Source organism: Streptomyces bluensis, assembly GCF_014650715.1.
Taxonomy (GTDB): domain Bacteria; phylum Actinomycetota; class Actinomycetes; order Streptomycetales; family Streptomycetaceae; genus Streptomyces; species Streptomyces bluensis.
Window position 1 is genome coordinate 839,223 of record NZ_BMVM01000002.1, and the last position, 18,310, is coordinate 857,532.

At 71.0% G+C, this 18,310-nt stretch carries 14 protein-coding genes; 6 read left to right on the plus strand and 8 right to left on the minus strand.

The window, feature by feature from the left end; genetic code table 11:
* Window positions 1-23: 23 nt before the first annotated feature.
* Window positions 24-2,780 (minus strand): pyruvate, phosphate dikinase, encoded by a 2,757-nt coding sequence (gene ppdK, locus IE262_RS08895; protein ID WP_373304992.1) that lies wholly within the window; start codon window positions 2,778-2,780, stop codon window positions 24-26.
* A 420-nt stretch (window positions 2,781-3,200) separates the two neighbouring features.
* On the minus strand, window positions 3,201-4,421 hold the full coding sequence (locus IE262_RS08900; RefSeq protein WP_189872562.1) for an ROK family protein: 1,221 nt from the start codon (window positions 4,419-4,421) through the stop codon (window positions 3,201-3,203).
* 118 nt (window positions 4,422-4,539) lie between these two features.
* Here IE262_RS08900 and IE262_RS08905 point away from each other — a divergent pair, with 118 nt between their 5' ends.
* On the plus strand, window positions 4,540-6,138 hold the full coding sequence (locus IE262_RS08905) for an MGH1-like glycoside hydrolase domain-containing protein (protein ID WP_373304993.1): 1,599 nt from the start codon (window positions 4,540-4,542) through the stop codon (window positions 6,136-6,138).
* On the plus strand, window positions 6,135-8,072 hold the full coding sequence (locus tag IE262_RS08910) for an amylo-alpha-1,6-glucosidase (RefSeq protein ID WP_189872564.1): 1,938 nt from the start codon (window positions 6,135-6,137) through the stop codon (window positions 8,070-8,072). Before IE262_RS08905 ends, IE262_RS08910 begins: the two co-directional genes overlap by 4 nt.
* Before the next feature lie 102 nt (window positions 8,073-8,174).
* On the opposite strand, the gene dusB is transcribed toward IE262_RS08910, so the two are convergent.
* On the minus strand, window positions 8,175-9,377 hold the full coding sequence (gene dusB / locus IE262_RS08915) for a tRNA dihydrouridine synthase DusB (protein WP_189872566.1): 1,203 nt from the start codon (window positions 9,375-9,377) through the stop codon (window positions 8,175-8,177).
* Between the two features lie 96 nt (window positions 9,378-9,473).
* Between dusB and IE262_RS08920 the strand changes: the two genes are divergently transcribed.
* Window positions 9,474-10,940, plus strand: a complete 1,467-nt coding sequence (locus IE262_RS08920) for an MFS transporter (protein ID WP_189872568.1) — start codon at window positions 9,474-9,476, stop codon at window positions 10,938-10,940.
* Between the two features lie 89 nt (window positions 10,941-11,029).
* Here IE262_RS08920 and IE262_RS08925 read toward each other — a convergent pair whose 3' ends face one another.
* Window positions 11,030-11,932 carry a helix-turn-helix transcriptional regulator gene (locus IE262_RS08925; RefSeq protein ID WP_134040516.1) on the minus strand — a complete coding sequence of 301 codons (903 nt, stop codon included), beginning with the start codon at window positions 11,930-11,932 and terminating at the stop codon, window positions 11,030-11,032.
* A gap of 204 nt (window positions 11,933-12,136) precedes the next feature.
* Between IE262_RS08925 and IE262_RS08930 the strand changes: the two genes are divergently transcribed.
* The gene (locus IE262_RS08930) at window positions 12,137-13,573 is read left to right on the plus strand and encodes an MFS transporter (RefSeq protein WP_189872572.1); all 1,437 of its coding nucleotides are present in this window, start codon (window positions 12,137-12,139) and stop codon (window positions 13,571-13,573) included.
* A gap of 104 nt (window positions 13,574-13,677) precedes the next feature.
* Window positions 13,678-13,884, plus strand: a complete 207-nt coding sequence (locus tag IE262_RS08935; protein WP_134040398.1) for a hypothetical protein — start codon at window positions 13,678-13,680, stop codon at window positions 13,882-13,884.
* A gap of 10 nt (window positions 13,885-13,894) precedes the next feature.
* Here IE262_RS08935 and IE262_RS08940 read toward each other — a convergent pair whose 3' ends face one another.
* Window positions 13,895-14,500: a CGNR zinc finger domain-containing protein gene (locus IE262_RS08940; RefSeq protein WP_189872903.1), complete on the minus strand. Its 606-nt coding sequence runs from the start codon at window positions 14,498-14,500 to the stop codon at window positions 13,895-13,897.
* A 76-nt stretch (window positions 14,501-14,576) separates the two neighbouring features.
* Between IE262_RS08940 and IE262_RS08945 the strand changes: the two genes are divergently transcribed.
* The gene (locus IE262_RS08945; protein WP_134040402.1) at window positions 14,577-15,035 is read left to right on the plus strand and encodes a VOC family protein; all 459 of its coding nucleotides are present in this window, start codon (window positions 14,577-14,579) and stop codon (window positions 15,033-15,035) included.
* Between the two features lie 61 nt (window positions 15,036-15,096).
* Here IE262_RS08945 and IE262_RS08950 read toward each other — a convergent pair whose 3' ends face one another.
* The 3 genes from IE262_RS08950 to IE262_RS08960 all read right to left on the minus strand — a co-directional run bounded on the left by IE262_RS08950 (window position 15,097) and on the right by IE262_RS08960 (window position 18,296).
* Complete coding sequence (locus IE262_RS08950; protein ID WP_134040404.1) at window positions 15,097-15,684, minus strand: TetR/AcrR family transcriptional regulator; 588 nt, start codon at window positions 15,682-15,684, stop codon at window positions 15,097-15,099.
* A 26-nt stretch (window positions 15,685-15,710) separates the two neighbouring features.
* Complete coding sequence (locus IE262_RS08955) at window positions 15,711-16,715, minus strand: aldo/keto reductase (protein ID WP_229877166.1); 1,005 nt, start codon at window positions 16,713-16,715, stop codon at window positions 15,711-15,713.
* A 201-nt stretch (window positions 16,716-16,916) separates the two neighbouring features.
* A complete protein-coding gene (locus IE262_RS08960) occupies window positions 16,917-18,296 on the minus strand; it encodes a glycine--tRNA ligase (RefSeq protein WP_134040407.1) in 1,380 nt (459 codons plus the stop codon).
* Window positions 18,297-18,310 lie beyond the last annotated feature (14 nt).

Sequence of the window (18,310 nt, forward strand, 5' to 3'; positions counted from 1 at the left end):
TCAGCGGTGGTCGCCGCGCCGCGTCACCGGTGGTCGCTGCCCGCCGACTGTGAAGCCGCCCGGCCCGCCTCCAGCCGCGCCACCGGGATGCGGAACGGCGAGCAGGAGACGTAGTCCAGTCCCGCCTCGTGGAAGAAGTGGACCGACTCGGGGTCGCCGCCGTGTTCGCCGCAGACGCCGAGCTTGAGGTCGGGACGGGTCTCGCGGCCGGCCTGGGCGGCGGCCTTCACCAGGGAGCCCACGCCGTCCTTGTCGATGGTCTCGAACGGCGAGACCCCGAAGATGCCCTTCTCCAGGTACGCCGTGAAGAACGAGGCCTCGACGTCGTCGCGGCTGAAGCCCCACACCGTCTGCGTCAGGTCGTTGGTGCCGAAGCTGAAGAACTCCGCCGCCTCCGCGATCTGGCCCGCTGTCAGGGCGGCCCGTGGCAGCTCGATCATCGTGCCGATGGCGAGCTTCAGTTCCGTGCCGGTCGCCGCCTCGACCTCCGCGACGACGTGGTCGGCCTCGTCGCGGACGATCTCCAGCTCCTGGACGGTGCCCACCAGCGGGATCATGATCTCGGCGCGCGGATCGCCCTTGGCCGCCCGGCGCTCGGCCGCCGCCTCGGCGATCGCCCGTACCTGCATGGTGAACAGGCCGGGGATGACCAGGCCGAGTCGCACCCCGCGCAGGCCCAGCATCGGGTTCTGCTCGTGCAGGCGGTGCACGGCCTGGAGCAGGCGCAGTTCGTTCTCGTGCGGTTCCTTGCGCGACTCCGCCAGCGCCACCCGTACCGACAGCTCCGTGATGTCGGGCAGGAACTCGTGCAGCGGCGGGTCCAGGAGACGGACCGTGACCGGCAGGCCGTCCATCGCCTCGAAGAGTTCCACGAAGTCCTGCTTCTGGAGCGGGAGCAGCTGCTTCAGGGACTCCTCGCGCTCCACGTCGGTGTCCGCCAGGATCAGGCGTTCGACGAGTTCGCGGCGGTCGCCGAGGAACATGTGCTCGGTACGGCACAGACCGATGCCCTGGGCGCCGAAGCGGCGGGCCCGCAGCGCGTCCTCGGCGTTGTCCGCGTTGGCACGGACGCGCAGGCGCCGCTTGCGGTCGGCGAAGGCCATGATGCGGTGGACGGCCTCCACCAGTTCGTCGGCGTCGTCGGCGCCCGCGTGCATCCGGCCCTCGAAGTACTCGACGACGGGGGACGGGACGACCGGTACCTCGCCCAGGTACACCTTGCCGGACGAACCGTCGATGGAGACCAGGTCGCCTTCCTCGACGACATGGCCGCCCGGCACCGTCATCCGGCGGCGCTTGGTGTCGACCTCCAGCTCCTCGGCGCCGCACACGCACGTCTTGCCCATGCCGCGGGCCACGACGGCGGCGTGGGAGGTCTTGCCGCCGCGGCTGGTGAGGATGCCCTCGGCCGCGATCATGCCGTCCAGGTCGTCGGGGTTCGTCTCGCGGCGGATCAGGATGACCTTCTCACCGGAGCGGGACCACTTCACGGCGGTGTACGAGTCGAAGACCGCCTTGCCGACCGCCGCGCCCGGAGAGGCGGCGATCCCGCGGCCGACCTGCTCGACCTTGGCCTGCTCGTCGAAGCGCGGGAACATCAACTGCGCGAGCTGGGCGCCGTTGACGCGCTGGAGTGCCTCCGCCTCGTCGATCAGGCCCTGGTCGACCAGTTGGGTCGCGATCCGGAAGGCGGCACCCGCGGTGCGCTTGCCGACGCGTGTCTGGAGCATCCAGAGCTGGCCGCGTTCGATGGTGAACTCGATGTCGCAGAGATCCTTGTAGTGGTTCTCCAGGGTCTCCATGATCTGCATGAGCTGGTCGTACGACTTCTTGTCGATCTGTTCCAGCTCGCCCAGCGCGACGGTGTTGCGGATGCCCGCGACCACGTCCTCGCCCTGCGCGTTCTGCAGGTAGTCGCCGTACACGCCCTGGTGGCCGCTCGCGGGGTCGCGGGTGAACGCCACGCCCGTGCCCGAGTCCGGGCCCAGGTTGCCGAAGACCATGGAGCAGACGTTGACGGCCGTGCCGAGGTCGTGCGGGATGCGTTCCTGGCGGCGGTAGAGCTTGGCACGTTCGCCGTTCCACGAGTCGAAGACCGCCTTGATGGCGAGGTCCATCTGCTCGCGCGGGTCCTGCGGGAAGTCCCGGCCGGCCTCGGCCTTGACGATCTTCTTGAACTTCGTGACCAGCTTCTTCAGGTCCGCGGCCTCCAACTCGGTGTCGACCGCGACCTTCTTGGCCTTCTTGGCCTCCTCCAGCGCGTCCTCGAAGAGGTCGCCGTCGACGCCGAGGACCGTCTTGCCGAACATCTGGATGAGGCGGCGGTAGGAGTCCCACGCGAAGCGCTCGTCGCCTGCCTGTTTGGCCAGGCCCTGGACGGACTTGTCGGAGAGGCCGATGTTGAGGACGGTGTCCATCATGCCGGGCATGGAGAACTTCGCCCCGGAACGGACCGACACGAGGAGGGGGTTGTCGGGCTGGCCGAGCTTCTTGTCCATCGTCTTTTCGAGGGCCGCGAGGTGCGCACTGACCTCGTCACGCAGTGCCACCGGCTCCTCGCCGCTGTCGAGGTAGACCTTGCAGGCCTCGGTGGTGATGGTGAATCCGGGAGGAACGGGGAGGCCGAGGTTGGTCATCTCGGCGAGGTTCGCACCCTTGCCACCGAGGAGGTCCTTGAGGTCCTTGTTGCCCTCGGTGAAGTCGTAGACGAACTTCACTCCATTCACGCCCTCAACGCTCTGAGCGGCGAGGCCTGCGTGGGGATCTTTGTTTTCCGACACGGGTCCCAACTCCTCCGAGGACGCGGTGGCTGCCCTGACGGCGAGGAACATACCCAGATCGAAGGTACCTGGGTACGTCCACTTGCGCGTCATGAGCCCGTAACCACCCGTCCGCCACTGGATCGAAAGTCAAGGCTTGGCAAGGAAAGGCGACGCCATGTGTTCAGTTCTTGAACGGGCGACGCTTCCACCCTCCCACTTTTCGCTCAGATGAGCGGCTATCCATACGTCTGAGTTTACCCGATGAACGATCAAAGGGTGGCACTCAGTGCCACCCTTTGAAGAGGCAGAATTCGCCCATGATTCGCTCATCTGAGCGCGACCCCTATCAGGGGTGGCGAGAATCACGCCGTTCGGGGAACGCGGATATCAGCATGCGGACCGGCGGACAGCCCCGGACACAGCCCGGAAACTCGCCCGTCACACGCCCAGCGCAGCCAGCCGCTCCTCCACGCGCTCCGGCGCGTACAGGTGCTCCACGACCAGCGCGCCCGCCCCCACCAGCCCCGCCCGCTCCCCCAGCCGCGAGGTCACCACGTCGAGGTGGGCGGTGGAGCGGGGCAGCGCCCGCTGGTACAGCAGTTCACGCACCCCGGTGAGGAAGGGGGTTCCGGCCAGATCCCCGGCGATCATCAGGACGCCGGGGTTCAGCAGCGTCACCACCGTCGCCAGCACGTCTCCGACGCGGCGCCCGGCCTCCCGTGCCAGCGCCATCGCCTCGGGGTGACCCGAGACCAGCAGATCCCGCACGTCCGAACCCGAGGCCGCCGGAACACCCGCCTCGGCCAGCTTCCGGGCCACGGCTCCACCACTCGCCAGGGCCGCCAGACAGCCGTACGCACCGCACCTGCACAGCGCGTCCGCACCCTCCGGAACCCGTATGTGCCCTATGTCCCCGGCGCCGCCGTCGATCCCCCGGTAGATCTCCCCCCGGACGACCACCCCCGCGCCGATGCCCGTGGACACCTTGACGAGGGCGAAGGCCGTGCAGTCCGGGTACCCGGCGCGCTGTTCGCCGTACGCCATGAGGTTGGCGTCGTTGTCGACGAGGACGACCGTGTCCGCTCCGCCGCCCGCGTGCTCGGCGAAGGCACGGGCCAGGCGGCCTCTGATGTCGTGGCCGTCCCAGCCCGGCATGATCGGCGGCTGGACGACGCGGCCGGTGTCGCTGTCGACCGGCCCGGGGACCGCCAGCCCGATGCCGCACACCGCGTCCGCCGGCTGCCCCGCCTTCTGCAGCAACTCGGCGAACCAGCGGCCGAGTTCGTCCAGTACGGCCTCGGGGCCGTCCTCGATCACCAGGGTGCCCGTGTGCTCGGCCTGGATCTCGCCGGTGAGCGAGAGCACCGCGGCGCGGGCGTGACGGGTGTCGAGGTCGGCGGCGAGCACGACGGCATGGGAGTCGTCGAACTCCAGGGTGATGGAGGGGCGCCCGCCGAGCGGGGAGTCCACCGGACCACCGGCTCCCTCGCGGAGCCAGCCCGCCCGGAACAGCCGGTCCAGGCGCTGGCCCACCGTGGCCCGGGACAGGCCCGTGGCCTGCTGGAGCGCGCCGCGGGTGGTGGCCCGCCCGCTGCGGACCAGTGCGAGCAGATCTCCGGCACCGGCATGACCGCCCGCCCTCAGGACCCTTCCGTTCATGCGCACCCCCTTGCGTTCACCAACCCTGCATTACATATTGAGTTTTGCGTGTTAAATAGACGTAACTCTACGGTAGCCACTGCCGAACCGGTCGGCTCGACGTCCTCGGGGGCCCTGCGTGGACCGCACAACCCAGCTCACCGCCCGCCATGCCCACCATCGCGGCCGCACGGGCCCGCCCCGCGCCCCGGGCTCGCCTCCGGTGGCGGAGCGAGGCGAAATCAGGTCCGGTCGGGACGGATTCACGCACGTCGGAGCCGTTGTGGCCGATGTATACGATCCTGCGGCGATGGCTGGTTCCCTGCACGGCCGGGCCGCCCGAGTCCTGGAGGACAACTGGACGGGGACGTCCACCGTGCCGTCGCGGGGGCTGTATCCGCACCAGTGGTCGTGGGACTCGGCGTTCATCGCGATCGGTCTGCGGCACCTGTCGCCGCTCCGGGCCCAGACGGAGCTGGAGACGCTGCTCGACGCCCAGTGGGGCGACGGCCGGGTCCCGCACATCGTCTTCAACCCCTCCGTGCCGCTCGACGCGTACTTCCCGAGCCCCGACTTCTGGCGCTCCTCGACCGCGGGGCGCGCCGCGGGCGCCCCGCGCACCGTACAGACCTCGGGCATCGTGCAGCCACCGGTGCACGCGCTCGCCGCGTGGCTGGTCCACCGGGCCGACCCCGGGCTGTCCCGGGCACGCGACTTCCTGCCCCGGCTGTACCCGCGCCTGGCCGCCTGGCACCGCTATCTGCTGCACCGCCGTGACCTCGGCGGCGGCGGACTGGCCTCGGTCGTCCACCCCTGGGAGCAGGGCATGGACAACTCCCCCTGCTGGGACGCCCCGCTCGCCCGCGTCACCCCGGCCCCGGCCCGCTCCTTCCGCCGCGCCGACCTCGACCACGGCGCACCCGAGGACCGGCCGACGGACCTCGACTACGGGCGGTACGTACGCCTGGCGACGGACTACCGGGACAGGGACTACGCGGACGGCTACGGTGACTTCGCCGTCGAGGACCCGGCGTTCAACGCGCTGCTGATCGCCTCCGAGCACGCGCTCGCCCGGATCGCGAAGGAACTCGGCGCCACGGGCACGGCCCGCCACGCGCGCGCGGAGCGGCTGACGGCCGCCCTGGTGGACCGGCTGTGGGACCCGGCGGAGGGCATGTTCTTCTGCCGGGACGTGCGCGGCGGCGGGCTGATCCCCGAGCGCGGTGTCTCCGGGCTGATCCCGCTGCTGCTGCCGACCCTGCCGCGTGACCTCACCGACGCCCTGCTCCGCACGGCGGGCGGACCGCACTTCGGGCTCGGCGGCGCCGCCCGTCTCGTACCGAGTTACGACCTCACCGGTGAGGCCTTCGCCCCGCACCGGTACTGGCGCGGGCCGGCCTGGTTCAACACGGCCTGGCTGATCGAGCGCGGGCTGCGGCTGCACGGTGAGCGGGAGCGGGCCGACGCGCTGCGGGAAGCCTTCCTGAGCACCGCGGCCACATCCGGGTTCGCGGAGTACGTCGACCCGTACACCGGCGAGGCCTGCGGGGCGGGCGACTTCAGCTGGACCGCCGCACTGACACTCGACCTGCTCCACCAGGCCCCGGGGCACGGCGTGACCCCCGAGGGCACCGGCCCGTTCGACATGCGCGATGTGGAGGGCATGGACGACGTGGGCGGCATGGACGGCAAGAGGGACACGAGGGACATGAGGGACAAGCGAGGGGACCGGGGATGACGGAGCGGCAGCATCTGCTCGTACGCGGCGGGACGTTCGCGGCCGTGGGCGACGGCGGCGACATCAGCGGGGTGCGCGGCGGCAACGCCCCGGACGGGCTGTTCGTGCGGGACGCCCGCCACCTCAGCCGCTGGCAGCTCACCGTCGACGGCGCCGTACCCGAGACGCTCACTCCGGTCGCCGACGGCGACACCGCCCGCTGCGTCCTCGTGCCGCGCGGCGGCCGCCAGGAGCCTCCGGCGTACACGCTCTTCCGCGAACAGGCCGTCACCGACGGCGCTTTAGTGGAGTCGCTGCGCGTCACCAGCAACCGCCCGGTGCCGACGACGGTCCATGTCGAGGTCACCGCGGACGCCGACTTCACCGACCAGTTCGAACTGCGCTCCGACCACCGCACGTACACCAAGATCGGCGCCGTGCGCTCCCGCACGGTCCTCGACGACGGCGTGGAGTTCGGCTACCGGCGCGGCGAGTGGCGCTCCTGTACGAGGGTGACGTCCGAGCCGGCGCCCGACGCCGTGGAGGAGACGGGCACGGGCGCCCGCCGCCTCGTCTGGGCCCTCGACCTGGAGCCCCACGGCTCGGCGGAGCTGACCCTCCAGGTGGCCGCACGCCCGCACGGCGCACCCCGCGCACCCGAGGTTCCGTCCTCCCCCGCCGTCGCCACCGAACAACTCCTCGTGCTGGAGGGCGAGTTCGCGGAGGGCGTGCCCTTCCCGACGGGCTGGCCGGAGCTGGCGGCGGCCTGTGCGCGCGGGCTCAGTGACCTCGCCGTGCTCCAGGTCCCCGCGACGGGCCCGGACGGGGAGGAACTGCGTGTCCCGGCGGCCGGAGTCCCCTGGTTCCTCACCCTGTTGGGCCGCGACGCGCTCCTCACCTCGCTCTTCGCCCTCCCCTACCGCCCGGAGCTCGCGGCCGCCACCCTCCCCGCGCTGGCCGCCGTCCAGGCCACCGAGGTCGGCCTCGACGCGGTGGCCCAGCCGGGCAAGATCGTGCACGAGGTACGGCACGGCGAGCTGGCCCACTTCGGACAGGTGCCGTTCGGGCGGTACTACGGCTCGGTGGACGCGACCCCGCTGTTCCTCGTCCTCCTCGGCGCGTACGTCGAGCAGACCGGCGACGTGAGCCTGGCCCGCCGTCTGGAGCCCCACGCCCGTGCCGCGATCGGCTGGATGCTCGACCACGGCGGCCTCACCTCCCGCGGCTACCTGGTGTACCGCGCGGACCAGGGCGGCCTCGCGAACCAGAACTGGAAGGACTCCCCGGGCGCGATCTGCTCGGCCGACGGCAGCCGCCCCTCCGGGCCGGTGATGGCGGCCGGCGCGCAGGGCTACGCGTACGACGCGCTGCGCCGCACGGCCCACCTCGCCCGCACGGTGTGGGAGGACGAGGTCTACGGGGCGCTGCTGGAGCAGGCGGCGGCCGATCTGCGCGACCGCTTCCAGCGGGACTTCTGGATGGCCGACCACGGGTTCGCCGCGCTGGCTCTTGACGGTGAGGGCAACCAGGTCGATGCGCTGGCTTCGGACGCGGGGCATCTGCTGTGGTCGGGACTGCTGGACAAGGAGTACGGCGAGCAGGTGGGGCGGCGGTTGCTGGAGCCCGACTTCTTCTCGGGGTGGGGCGTACGGACGGTCGCGGCCGGGCAGCCCGCGTATCACCCGCTGTCCTACCACCTGGGTTCCGTGTGGCCGCACGACAACGCGCTCATCGCGCTGGGGCTCGCGCGGTACGGGCTGCACGACGAGGCGCGGACGGTCGCGCACGGGCTGGTGGACGCGGCGACGGCAACCGGGCACCGGTTGCCCGAAGTCCTGGCCGGGTACGGGCGGGACACCCACCCGGAGCCCGTGCCGTACCCGCATGCGTGTGTGCGGGAGGCTCGGGCGGCTGCGGCGCCGCTTGCGTTGCTCACGGCTGTTGGGGGTGCGTGAGCGCTCCGCTGGGTTGGCGGATCAGAGCTCGGGACTGACTGTCGGTTTGCGGCTGCGGGCTGTGTGTGGCTGGTCGCGCAGTTCCCCGCGCCCCTGCTCGTCTTACCCCCCTGACGTGTCCAGTTCTGCTTCCTCCGTCACTCCCGTGCAGTCGTACGGGTCCTTGAGCCAGCCGTCCGGGAGGACCACGCGGTTGTTGCCGGAGGTGCGGCCGCGGGGGCCGTCCGCGCCCGCCGGCCAGGGCTGGTCGAGGTCCAGTTCGTCGAGGCCGGCCCGGAGTTCGTCCAGCGAGGACGTGATCGCGAGGCGTTTACGCATCTCGGAGCCGACCGCGAAGCCCTTGAGGTACCAGGCCACGTGCTTGCGGAAGTCGATGACGCCGCGGGACTCGTCGCCGATCCACTCGCCGAGGAGGGTGGCGTGGCGGACCATGACGTCGGCCACCTCGCGGAGCGTCGGGCGGGCGAACGTCGTACGGCCTTCGAACGCCGCCACCAGGTCCGCGAACAGCCATGGGCGCCCCAGGCAGCCGCGCCCGACCACCACCCCGTCGCAGCCCGTCTCCCGCACCATCCGCAGCGCGTCCCCGGCCGACCAGATGTCGCCGTTGCCGAGGACGGGGATCTCGGGCACGTGCTCCTTGAGGCGGGCGATGGCGTCCCAGTCGGCCGTGCCGCCGTAGTGCTGGGCGGCCGTGCGGCCGTGGAGGGCGATGGACGTCACCCCCTCCTCGACGGCGATGCGGCCGGCGTCGAGGTAGGTGATGTGGTCGTCGTCGATGCCCTTGCGCATCTTCATCGTGACGGGAAGGTCACCGGCCCCGGTCACGGCCTCGCGGAGGATCGCGCGGAGGAGGTTGCGCTTGTACGGGAGGGCCGAGCCGCCGCCCTTGCGGGTCACCTTCGGGACGGGGCAGCCGAAGTTGAGGTCGATGTGGTCGGCGAGGTCCTCCTCCGCGATCATGCGGACGGCCTTGCCGACGGTCACCGGGTCCACGCCGTACAGCTGGATCGAGCGCGGGGTCTCCGACGCGTCGAACCTGATCAGCTGCATGGTCTTGTCATTGCGCTCGACCAGGGCCCGGGTCGTGATCATCTCGCTGACGTACAGCCCCTTACCCTCACTGGCTGCATCCTTCGGGGGACAACCCCCGAGCCCCCAGCCGTCGCCTTCGGCGAATTCCCGGCACAGCGTGCGGAAGGGCGCGTTCGTGATGCCGGCCATGGGGGCGAGCACGACGGGCGGCTGGACGGTGTGCGGGCCGATCCGGAGGGGACCCGTAGGGGCAACGGTGGACGTGGACATTCCCCCATTGTCACGTACTCCGGTTGTCGCGTACTCCGGCCACCACCCTCAGTCATTAGTTAGGCGCACTATTGATTTTGGCGTACGATGGCACGCATGCCCGAGCTCAGCCACCGCCGGCGTCTGCTGGTGCTCGCGATCTGCTGTATGAGCCTGCTGATCGTGAGCCTCGACAACACGGTCCTGAACGTCGCCCTGCCGTCGATGCAGCGGGAACTGAACGCGAGCGTGTCAGGGCTCCAGTGGACGATCGACGCGTACACGCTCGTGCTCGCCTCGCTGCTGATGTTCTCGGGAGCGACCGCGGACCGCATCGGCCGCAAGCGCGTCTTCATGGCCGGTCTGGTCGTCTTCACCATCGGCTCGGCGCTGTGCTCCCTCGCCCCGAACCTGGAGGCGCTCGTCGTCTTCCGGATGGTGCAGGCGGTGGGCGGTTCGATGCTGAACCCGGTCGCGATGTCGATCATCACCAACACCTTCACCGACCCGCGTGAGCGTGCCCGCGCGATCGGTGCGTGGGGCGCCGTCGTCGGCATATCGATGGCCGCCGGTCCGCTGGTCGGCGGGCTGCTCGTGGAGTCGGTGGGCTGGCGCTCGATCTTCTGGATCAATCTGCCCGTCGGGCTGGCCGCGCTCCTGCTCACCCTGCGCTACGTCCCCGAGTCCCGCGCCCCGAAGGCGCGCCGTCCGGACCCGGTGGGGCAGGTCCTGGTGATCGCCCTGTTCGGCTCCCTGACGTACGCGATCATCGAGGCGCCGAACTCCGGGATCGCCCACGTCCTGCCCTTCGCGGTCCTCGCGCTCGTCGCCCTGCTCGGCATCCTCTGGTACGAGCCGCGCCGCGCCGAACCCCTCATCGAGCTGCGGTTCTTCCGGTCCGCACCGTTCAGCGGGGCGACCCTGATCGCGATCGGCGCGTTCGCGGCGCTCGGGGGCTTCCTCTTCCTGTCGACGCTGTACCTGCAGAACGTGCGCGGTCTGGACGCCCTGCACGCGGGCCTGTGGATGCTGCCGATGGCGGTGCCGACCTTCGCCTGTGCGCCGCTGTCCGGCCGGCTGGTCGGCAGCCGGGGGCCACGGCTGCCGCTGCTGCTGGCCGGGTGCGCGATGACCGCGAGCGGTGTGCTCTTCGCCGTCTTCCACGCCGAGACGTCGAACACCATGCTCTTCCTCGGGTTCGTCCTGTTCGGTGTGGGCTTCGGCTTCGTCAACTCCCCCATCACCAACACCGCCGTCTCCGGCATGCCCCGCGCCCAGGCCGGGGTCGCCGCCGCCGTCGCCTCCACCAGCCGCCAGATCGGCCAGACGCTGGGCGTCGCGGTGATCGGTGCGGTGCTGGCGGCGGGCGTGAGCTCGTCGGCGTACCGGGACACGTTCGTGGCCGCCGCCCGGCCCGGCTGGTGGATCATCGTCGGCTGCGGCCTCGCGGTACTGGCCCTGGGTGCGCTCACGACGGGGCGGTGGGGCCGCCGGACGGCCGAGCGCACGGCCGAACGCCTGGAGGCGGCCGAGGTCCGGGACGCGGCGGGAGTGGTGGCCGGGGCGAAGGCCGACCGGACCTAGGGCGTGCTTCGAAAGTCCCGCCTGCCCCCCTTCGGGCGGACGACGGGACTTTCGAAACACGCCCGAGTACCCCAACAGGCAACGTTCGCTCAGACGCGCCCGACCGCCACACCGGACGAGCGGGCGGCCGCCTCCCGCTCCAGCGCGAGGGCGTGCAGCTTCTCCAGCCGCTCGCGCGACTCCTCGTCGACCGGGGCGTACGTCACCATCCGCGGTCCACTGCTCGGACCGAGCCAGAGGTCGGTGTGGTCGAGGGTGAGCGGGCCGACATGGGCGTTGACGAACTCCTTGCGCTTGCTGCGGGAACCGACGACCTCGTGGCGGTCCCACGCCTCGCGGAACTCCGCGGACTCCGTGCGCAGCCGGTTCAGCAGCGCCTTCCAGGCGGGGTCGGCGAGATGACCGGCCATCGCGGCGCGCAGCTTGGCGGCCATGAGCCGGGTGGTCTCCTCCAGGTGCACGATCGACGAGCGCCACTCCTCGTGGGTGTAGGCGAGGACCATGCAGTTCAGGTCCTCCGGCGGCACCGAGGTGAGGTCGCAGAGCAGCAGGCCGTACGTGCGGTTGTAGGCGAGGATGTCGTACCGGCTGTTCTGCAGGCAGGCCGGGAACGGCTCCATCTGTTCCAGGATGGCCCGCTGCGCCCGGGTCACCGACGAGCAGTTCTTGCCGGGCGAGGGATCGACGGCCCCGGCCAGGTTGAACAGGTGCTCGCGCTCGCTGGAGTCGAGGAGCAGGGTGCGGGCGAGGGCGTCCAGGACCTGCACGGAGACCTGGATGTCCCGGGCCTGTTCGAGCCAGGTGTACCAGGTGACACCGACCGCGGAGAGCTGTGCGACCTCCTCTCGGCGCAGTCCGGGCGTACGCCGGCGCCGGCCGCGGGGCAGGCCGACCTGCTCCGGCGTGATGTGCTCGCGGCGGTGGCGCAGGAACGCGGCGAGCTCGTGCCGGCGCACCACCGACTCCTGCGCCGCACGCGGCCGTGCCGTCATCGGCTCGGGTGGGCGTGCCTCAGATGGGCGTGCCTCGGGTGGTGGTGCCTGGCGTCGTTGTGCCTCGGTCGCCCGTACCGCCATGGTCGTCATGCCTCCAGCCTGGGGCCCCGCGGGACCTGTTGCACCCGTTGTCCAGGTAGCGCTTCTACCAGGATAAGGAGACTCTGGTACCAGGCTGAGCCAGGCAGGAACCTGCTTGGTGTGACCTCTACGGATTCCCTCACCACCACCCCCGTCCGCGCCCCCACCGCGCCGCCGTCCGGACTCGGCGGCCTCGGGCTCTTCACGGTCCTGCTCGGCGCGGCGCTCCCGCTCATCGACTTCTTCATCGTGAACGTGGCCCTGCCGACGATCGGCCGCGACCTCGCCGCGAGCGAGACGGTCCTCGAACTCGTCGTCGCCGGGTACGGACTCGCGTACGCCGTCCTGCTCGTCCTCGGCGGGCGGCTCGGCGACCTCTTCGGCCGGCGCCGGTTCTTCCTGTGGGGCATGGCCGCCTTCGGGGTGACCTCGCTGGCGTGCGGGCTCGCCCCGGACGCCTGGACGCTGGTGGCGGCGCGGGTCGCGCAGGGCGCGGCGGCGGCCGCGATGCTCCCGCAGGTGCTCGCCACCATCCAGGCGACGACCTCCGGCACGCACCGCGCCCGGGCGATGAGCCTGTACGGCGCGACGGCCGGGCTCTCCATGGTGGCCGGGCAGATCCTCGGCGGCGTCCTGGTGGCGGTCGACATCGCGGGCACCGACTGGCGAGCCGTGTTCCTTGTCAACGTGCCGGTCGTCGCGGTCGGACTGGTCCTGGCCGCGCGTGCCGTGCCCGAGACCCGCTCGTCGCACCCGGAGCCCGTGGACGGTCCCGGCACCGTCCTGCTGGCCGTGTCCCTGCTGACCCTCCTCGTGCCGCTCACCGAGGGGCGGGCGGCGGGCTGGCCGCTGTGGACGTGGCTGGCGCTGGCCGCGTTCCCGTTCGCGGCACTCGCCTTCTTCCTGGTCGAGCGCCGGCAGGACCGCCTGGGCCGTACGCCCCTCGTACCGCCCAGCCTCTTCGCGCTCACCTCACTCCGCCGGGGACTGGTCATGATCGTGCCGTTCTCGATCGGCTTCAGCGGATTCATGTTCGTGATCGCGGTGGCGTTGCAGCAGGGCGCGCGGCTCGGTCCGGTCCAGGCCGGTCTCGCGCTGTCCCCGATGGCGGTGGCGTTCTTCCTCGTGGCGCTGGCGGGTCCGCGGCTGGTCGCCCGGTACGGCACCCGCGTGGTGACCGCGGGCGGGATGGTCCAGGCGGTGGGCGTGGCCCTGATGGCCCTCACCGTGTGGCGGAGCTGGCCGGACCTGACCTGGCTGACATTCCTGCCCGGCGCGGCGATCGCGGGTGCCGGTCAGGCGCTCCAACTCCCCATCCTGCTCCGGCTCGTCCTCTCCGAGGTCCCGCCCGTCCGGGCCGGCGTCGGCAGCGGCGTCATGGTCACCACCCAGCAGTCGGCCCTCGCCCTGGGCGTGGCCACCCTGGGCTCCCTCTTCCTCTCACTGGTCCCGGGGATGGGCATGGGCGACGCCCTGGTGACGACACTCCTGGTCCAACTGGCGGGAATCGCCCTGACGGTGGCGCTGAGCCTGCGGCTGCCGCGAACGATCCGCTAGGGAAAGCGTTCGAACTCGTCGCACGGGGAAGCAGAAGACTCAACGACCCCCTGGAATGCCGAGCCTCGCCAGGAGGCGTGGAGACGTGGAGACGTGGAGACGTGATGCTGGAGATCAACACGAGCAAGGTGACCCGCTGGGACCAGCACGGGCGCCCACACACCGTCCGGGTCGAACGCGCGGGCGTGCAGCGCACGATCGAATGCGACACGTGCGGCTGGCGGAAGGGCGCCCAGTTCCTGCCGTGGCTGAAGGCGGAGGAACACCTGGCCGAGGAACACCAGGCGACGGTGGACCCCAAGACGGCGTAGGCCCTGTCGCTCACCGTTCTTCCTCGGCGCGGCGGGCGCGCAGGGCCCGCACCTTGTGGCGGTTGCCGCAGTGTTCCATGGAGCACCAGCGGCGCCGTCCGGGCCGCGAGGTGTCGACGTAGACGAGGTAGCAGCGCTCGCCGGCGCACATGCGGACGCGCTCGGCGTACGGGCCGGTCAGCAGCTCGACGGCGTCGCGGGCGACGCTGGAGACGAGCTGGGCCCCGGCTGCCGCTCCCGCCCATACGCGCCGGTCGCCGTCGCCCCCGATCGCGGGGACCAGCGGCGGATGAGCGGCCGCCTCGTTGAGGACATCGAGATCCTCACGGCCCCCGCCCGCCACACCGAACTCGGGCAGCCCGCCGCAGATCCGCGCCACGACGACACGGAACAGTGCGTCCCGGACCTGCCGCGCGTACGCCACGTCCTGCTCCGTGACCTCCAGTGCGGGCGTGGGGGTGAGCCGGGACCGCTCGGCCCAGGCGACCAGATCGGCGGGCGCGTGGAGCACCTCGTACCTGCGGAAGGCACCCGGCCCTCCGGTGGTGAGCAGTTCGAGGCAGAGTGCGCCGGGGTCGAACCGATACGAGGCCCCGGAGGGGGACCGCAGCACCATCCCGGACACAAGCGACTCCCCCGACGTGTGGACGACCTGTGGACGACAAGCCCTTGTAACCAATATAACCAGTTACATGAGAAACGCTCTGCACTGGAAGCTGGTCATCGACACCCACGACGCCCGGACCATGGCGGACTTCTGGGCCGCGGCACTGGAGTACGAGGTGGAGGACGCGACCGCGCTCGTCGACCACCTCCTGTCGACGGGTGGCCTGCCCGAGGCGGCGGTCGCCGAGCACCACGGCCGGCGCGCCTTCCGGGGATACGCGGCCGTACGCCATCCCGAGGACCCGTACGACCCGTTCACCGGCATCGGCAAGGGCCGTCGGCTGCTGTTCCAGGACGTCCCCGAGCCGAAGACGGTGAAGAACCGCCTGCACATCGACGTCCACGCGGAAGCCGGTGGCCGCGACGAGCTGGTCTCCCGCCTGGAATCCCTGGGCGCGACCCGTGTCCGCGAGGTGAACAAGGGCCCCGCGGGCCACTGGTGGCTGATGCGGGACCCCGAGGGCAACGAGTTCTGCGTGGCGTGACGGGCGGGCGCCGACCGCCGTGGCGGACGCGCAAGCGCGGGAGTCGGTCCTTCCGCGGGGGTCAGGCCCTCAGGCCCCGCAGCAGCAGATCCACCACGGCGTCGAAGTCGGCCTCGGTGCCGGGCTGTTCCCACTCCACGGCATAGCGCGGGTCGTGGAAGCGGCGCGAGGCGTGGAAGAGGGCGCGGGCGGTGGCGGACGGGTCGTCGGCGGTGAAGGTGCCGGCGTCGACGCCCGCCCGGACGATCCGCCTCAACTGGCTGATCAGTTCGGCGATGTGCTCGCCCACCGCCTCGCCGTTCTCCTCGGTGAGGACCATGTACGTGGCGAAGAGCTCGGGGTCGTCACCGGCCTTGCGGCGCTTGGCCGCGAACAGAGCGGAGAACCAGGCGCGCAGCCGGGCCTCCGGGTCGCGGTCCTCGGCGACGATGCCGGAGAGGGAGTCGGACGTACGGTCCAGCCAGCGCTTCGTCACCGCCTCCCGCAGCGCCGCCTTCGTACGGAAGTGCCGGTAGACACTGCCGTGGCTGACTCCGAGCGCACGGGCCACGTCCACCACGGTCGCCTTGGCGGGGCCGTGGCGGCGCAGCACCTCCTCGGTCGCTTCGAGGATGCGCTCGGCGGTCAGGGTCTGCGGGGTCGGTGTCATGAGGGAGACCGTACCGGGAGGGCCGGTCAGCGCTCGCTGTCGAGCGTCGCCATCTGCGCGGGCGCGTAGCGCTCGCCCGCCGCCGCGTCGGCCGGTACCGCGGCTTCGATGGCCGTCAGGTCCGCGTCGTCCAGCGTGACGTCGAGCGCGCCCAGCGACTCGGTCAGCCGCTCCCGGGTGCGGGCGCCGATCAGCGGCACGATGTCCTCGCCTCGTGAGAGCACCCAGGCGATGGCGATCTGCGCGACGCTGACGCCCTTCTGCTCGGCGATCTTCCGCAGGGAGTCGACGAGGGCGAGGTTGTGGTCGAGGTTCTCGCCCTGGAACCGGGGGGAGTGGGAGCGGAAGTCGTTCGCGGCCAGCCGGCGGTCGCGGGTGTAGTGCCCGGAGATCAGGCCGCGGGACAGCACGCCGTACGCCGTGATGGAGATGCCCAGTTCACGGGTGGTGGGAAGGATGCTCTGCTCCAGGCTCCGCGAGATGAGCGAGTACTCGATCTGGAGGTCCACGACGGGAGCGGTGGCGGCGGCCCGCCGGATGGTATCGGCGCCGGCCTCGCTCAGCCCGATGTGCCGCACGTATCCCTTCTCCACCAGCTCCGCGATGGCGCCGACCGTCTCCTCGATCGGCACGCCGGGGTCGACCCGGGCGATCCGGTAGACGTCGATGTGGTCCACGCCGAGGCGCTGGAGCGAGTAGGCGGCGAAGTTCTTCACCGCGGCGGGTCGTCCGTCGACACCACCCCACTCACCGTCCGGGCCCCGCAGCGCCCCGAACTTGACGCTGGTGAGGGCCTGTTCGCGTCGCGCCGCCGGAGCGGACCGCAGGGCCTCGCCGATCAACATCTCGTTGTGGCCCATGCCGTAGAAGTCGCCGGTGTCGAGCAGGGTCACGCCCGCTTCGAGCGCGGCGTGGATGGTCGCGATGGACTCGGCCCGGTCCGCGGTGCCGTACAGGGCGGACATGCCCATGCAGCCGAGGCCGAGGGCGGACACCTGGGGGCCGGTGGTGCCGAGGGGGCGGGTTTCCATGAGGACTCCTTGGGATGTCGTGAGGGGTCGTGCGCGCGGGCGCGCACACGGTGCCGTGTACCCACCCTGACATGACAGCTGACAGATTTCAATATCTGTCATCTGTCATGCGTCAGTCACCTTGCCCATGGAACGCCTCACCGAACGACACAGCCCCGCACCCCCGGAAGGGGGCGCGGGGCTGTGACATGGCGTGGCCCGCTAGCAACCGATCAGGCGCCCGGCCAGGTACGCCTCGATCTGGTCCAGCGACACGCGCTCCTGCTTCATCGAGTCACGCTCACGCACCGTCACCGCGTTGTCGTCCAGCGTGTCGAAGTCGACCGTCACACAGAACGGCGTACCGATCTCGTCCTGGCGGCGGTAGCGGCGCCCGATCGCGCCCGCGTCGTCGAACTCGATGTTCCAGTGCTGGCGCAGCGCCTGGGCGAGTCCCTTCGCCTTCGGGGACAGCTCCGGGTTACGGGAGAGCGGCAGGACGGCGACCTTGACCGGGGACAGGCGCGGGTCGAGGCGCAGCACCGTGCGCTTCTCCATCTTGCCCTTGGCGTTGGGGGCCTCGTCCTCGACGTAGGCGTCCAGCAGGAAGGCCAGCATCGTGCGCCCGACACCCGCCGCCGGCTCGATCACGTACGGGGTCCAGCGCTCACCCGCCTCCTGGTCGAAGTAGGAGAGGTCCTGGCCGGAGGCCTTGGAGTGGGCGGAGAGGTCGTAGTCGGTGCGGTTGGCGACACCCTCCAGCTCGCCCCACTCGCTGCCGCCGAAGCGGAAGCGGTACTCGATGTCGGCGGTGCGCTTGGAGTAGTGGGAGAGCTTCTCCTGCGGGTGCTCGTACCAGCGCATGTTCTCTTCGCGCAGACCCAGGCCGGTGTACCAGTTCCACCGCTCCTGCATCCAGTACTCCTGCCACTTCTCGTCCTCGCCCGGCTTGACGAAGAACTCCATCTCCATCTGCTCGAACTCACGGGTACGGAAGATGAAGTTGCCCGGCGTGATCTCGTTGCGGAACGACTTGCCCATCTGCGCGATGCCGAACGGCGGCTTGCGGCGCGAGGAGGTCTGCACCTGGGCGAAGTTGGTGAAGATGCCCTGGGCGGTCTCGGGGCGCAGATAGGCGACGGAGCCGCTGTCCTGCGTCGGGCCGAGGTGCGTGGAGAGCAGACCGGAGAACTGCTTGGGCTCGGTGAACTGACCCTTGTTGCCGCAGTTCGGGCAGTTGACCTCGGCGAGGCTCTCGGGCATGCGGCCGTGCTTCGCCTCGTACGCCTCCTCCAGGTGGTCCGCGCGGAACCGCTTGTGGCAGGAGGTGCACTCGGTGAGGGGGTCGGTGAAGGTGGCGACGTGGCCGGAGGCCACCCAGACCTCGGTGGCCAGGATCACGGACGAGTCGATACCGACGACGTCCTCGCGCGACGTGACCATGTAGCGCCACCACTGGCGCTTGATGTTCTCCTTGAGCTCGACACCCAGCGGTCCGTAGTCCCAGGCGGCGCGCTGACCACCGTAGATCTCGCTGCACGGGAATACGAAGCCACGGCGCTTGCTCAGGCTGACGATGGTGTCGATCTTGTCGGCGGCCACGGTGCTCTCTTCAT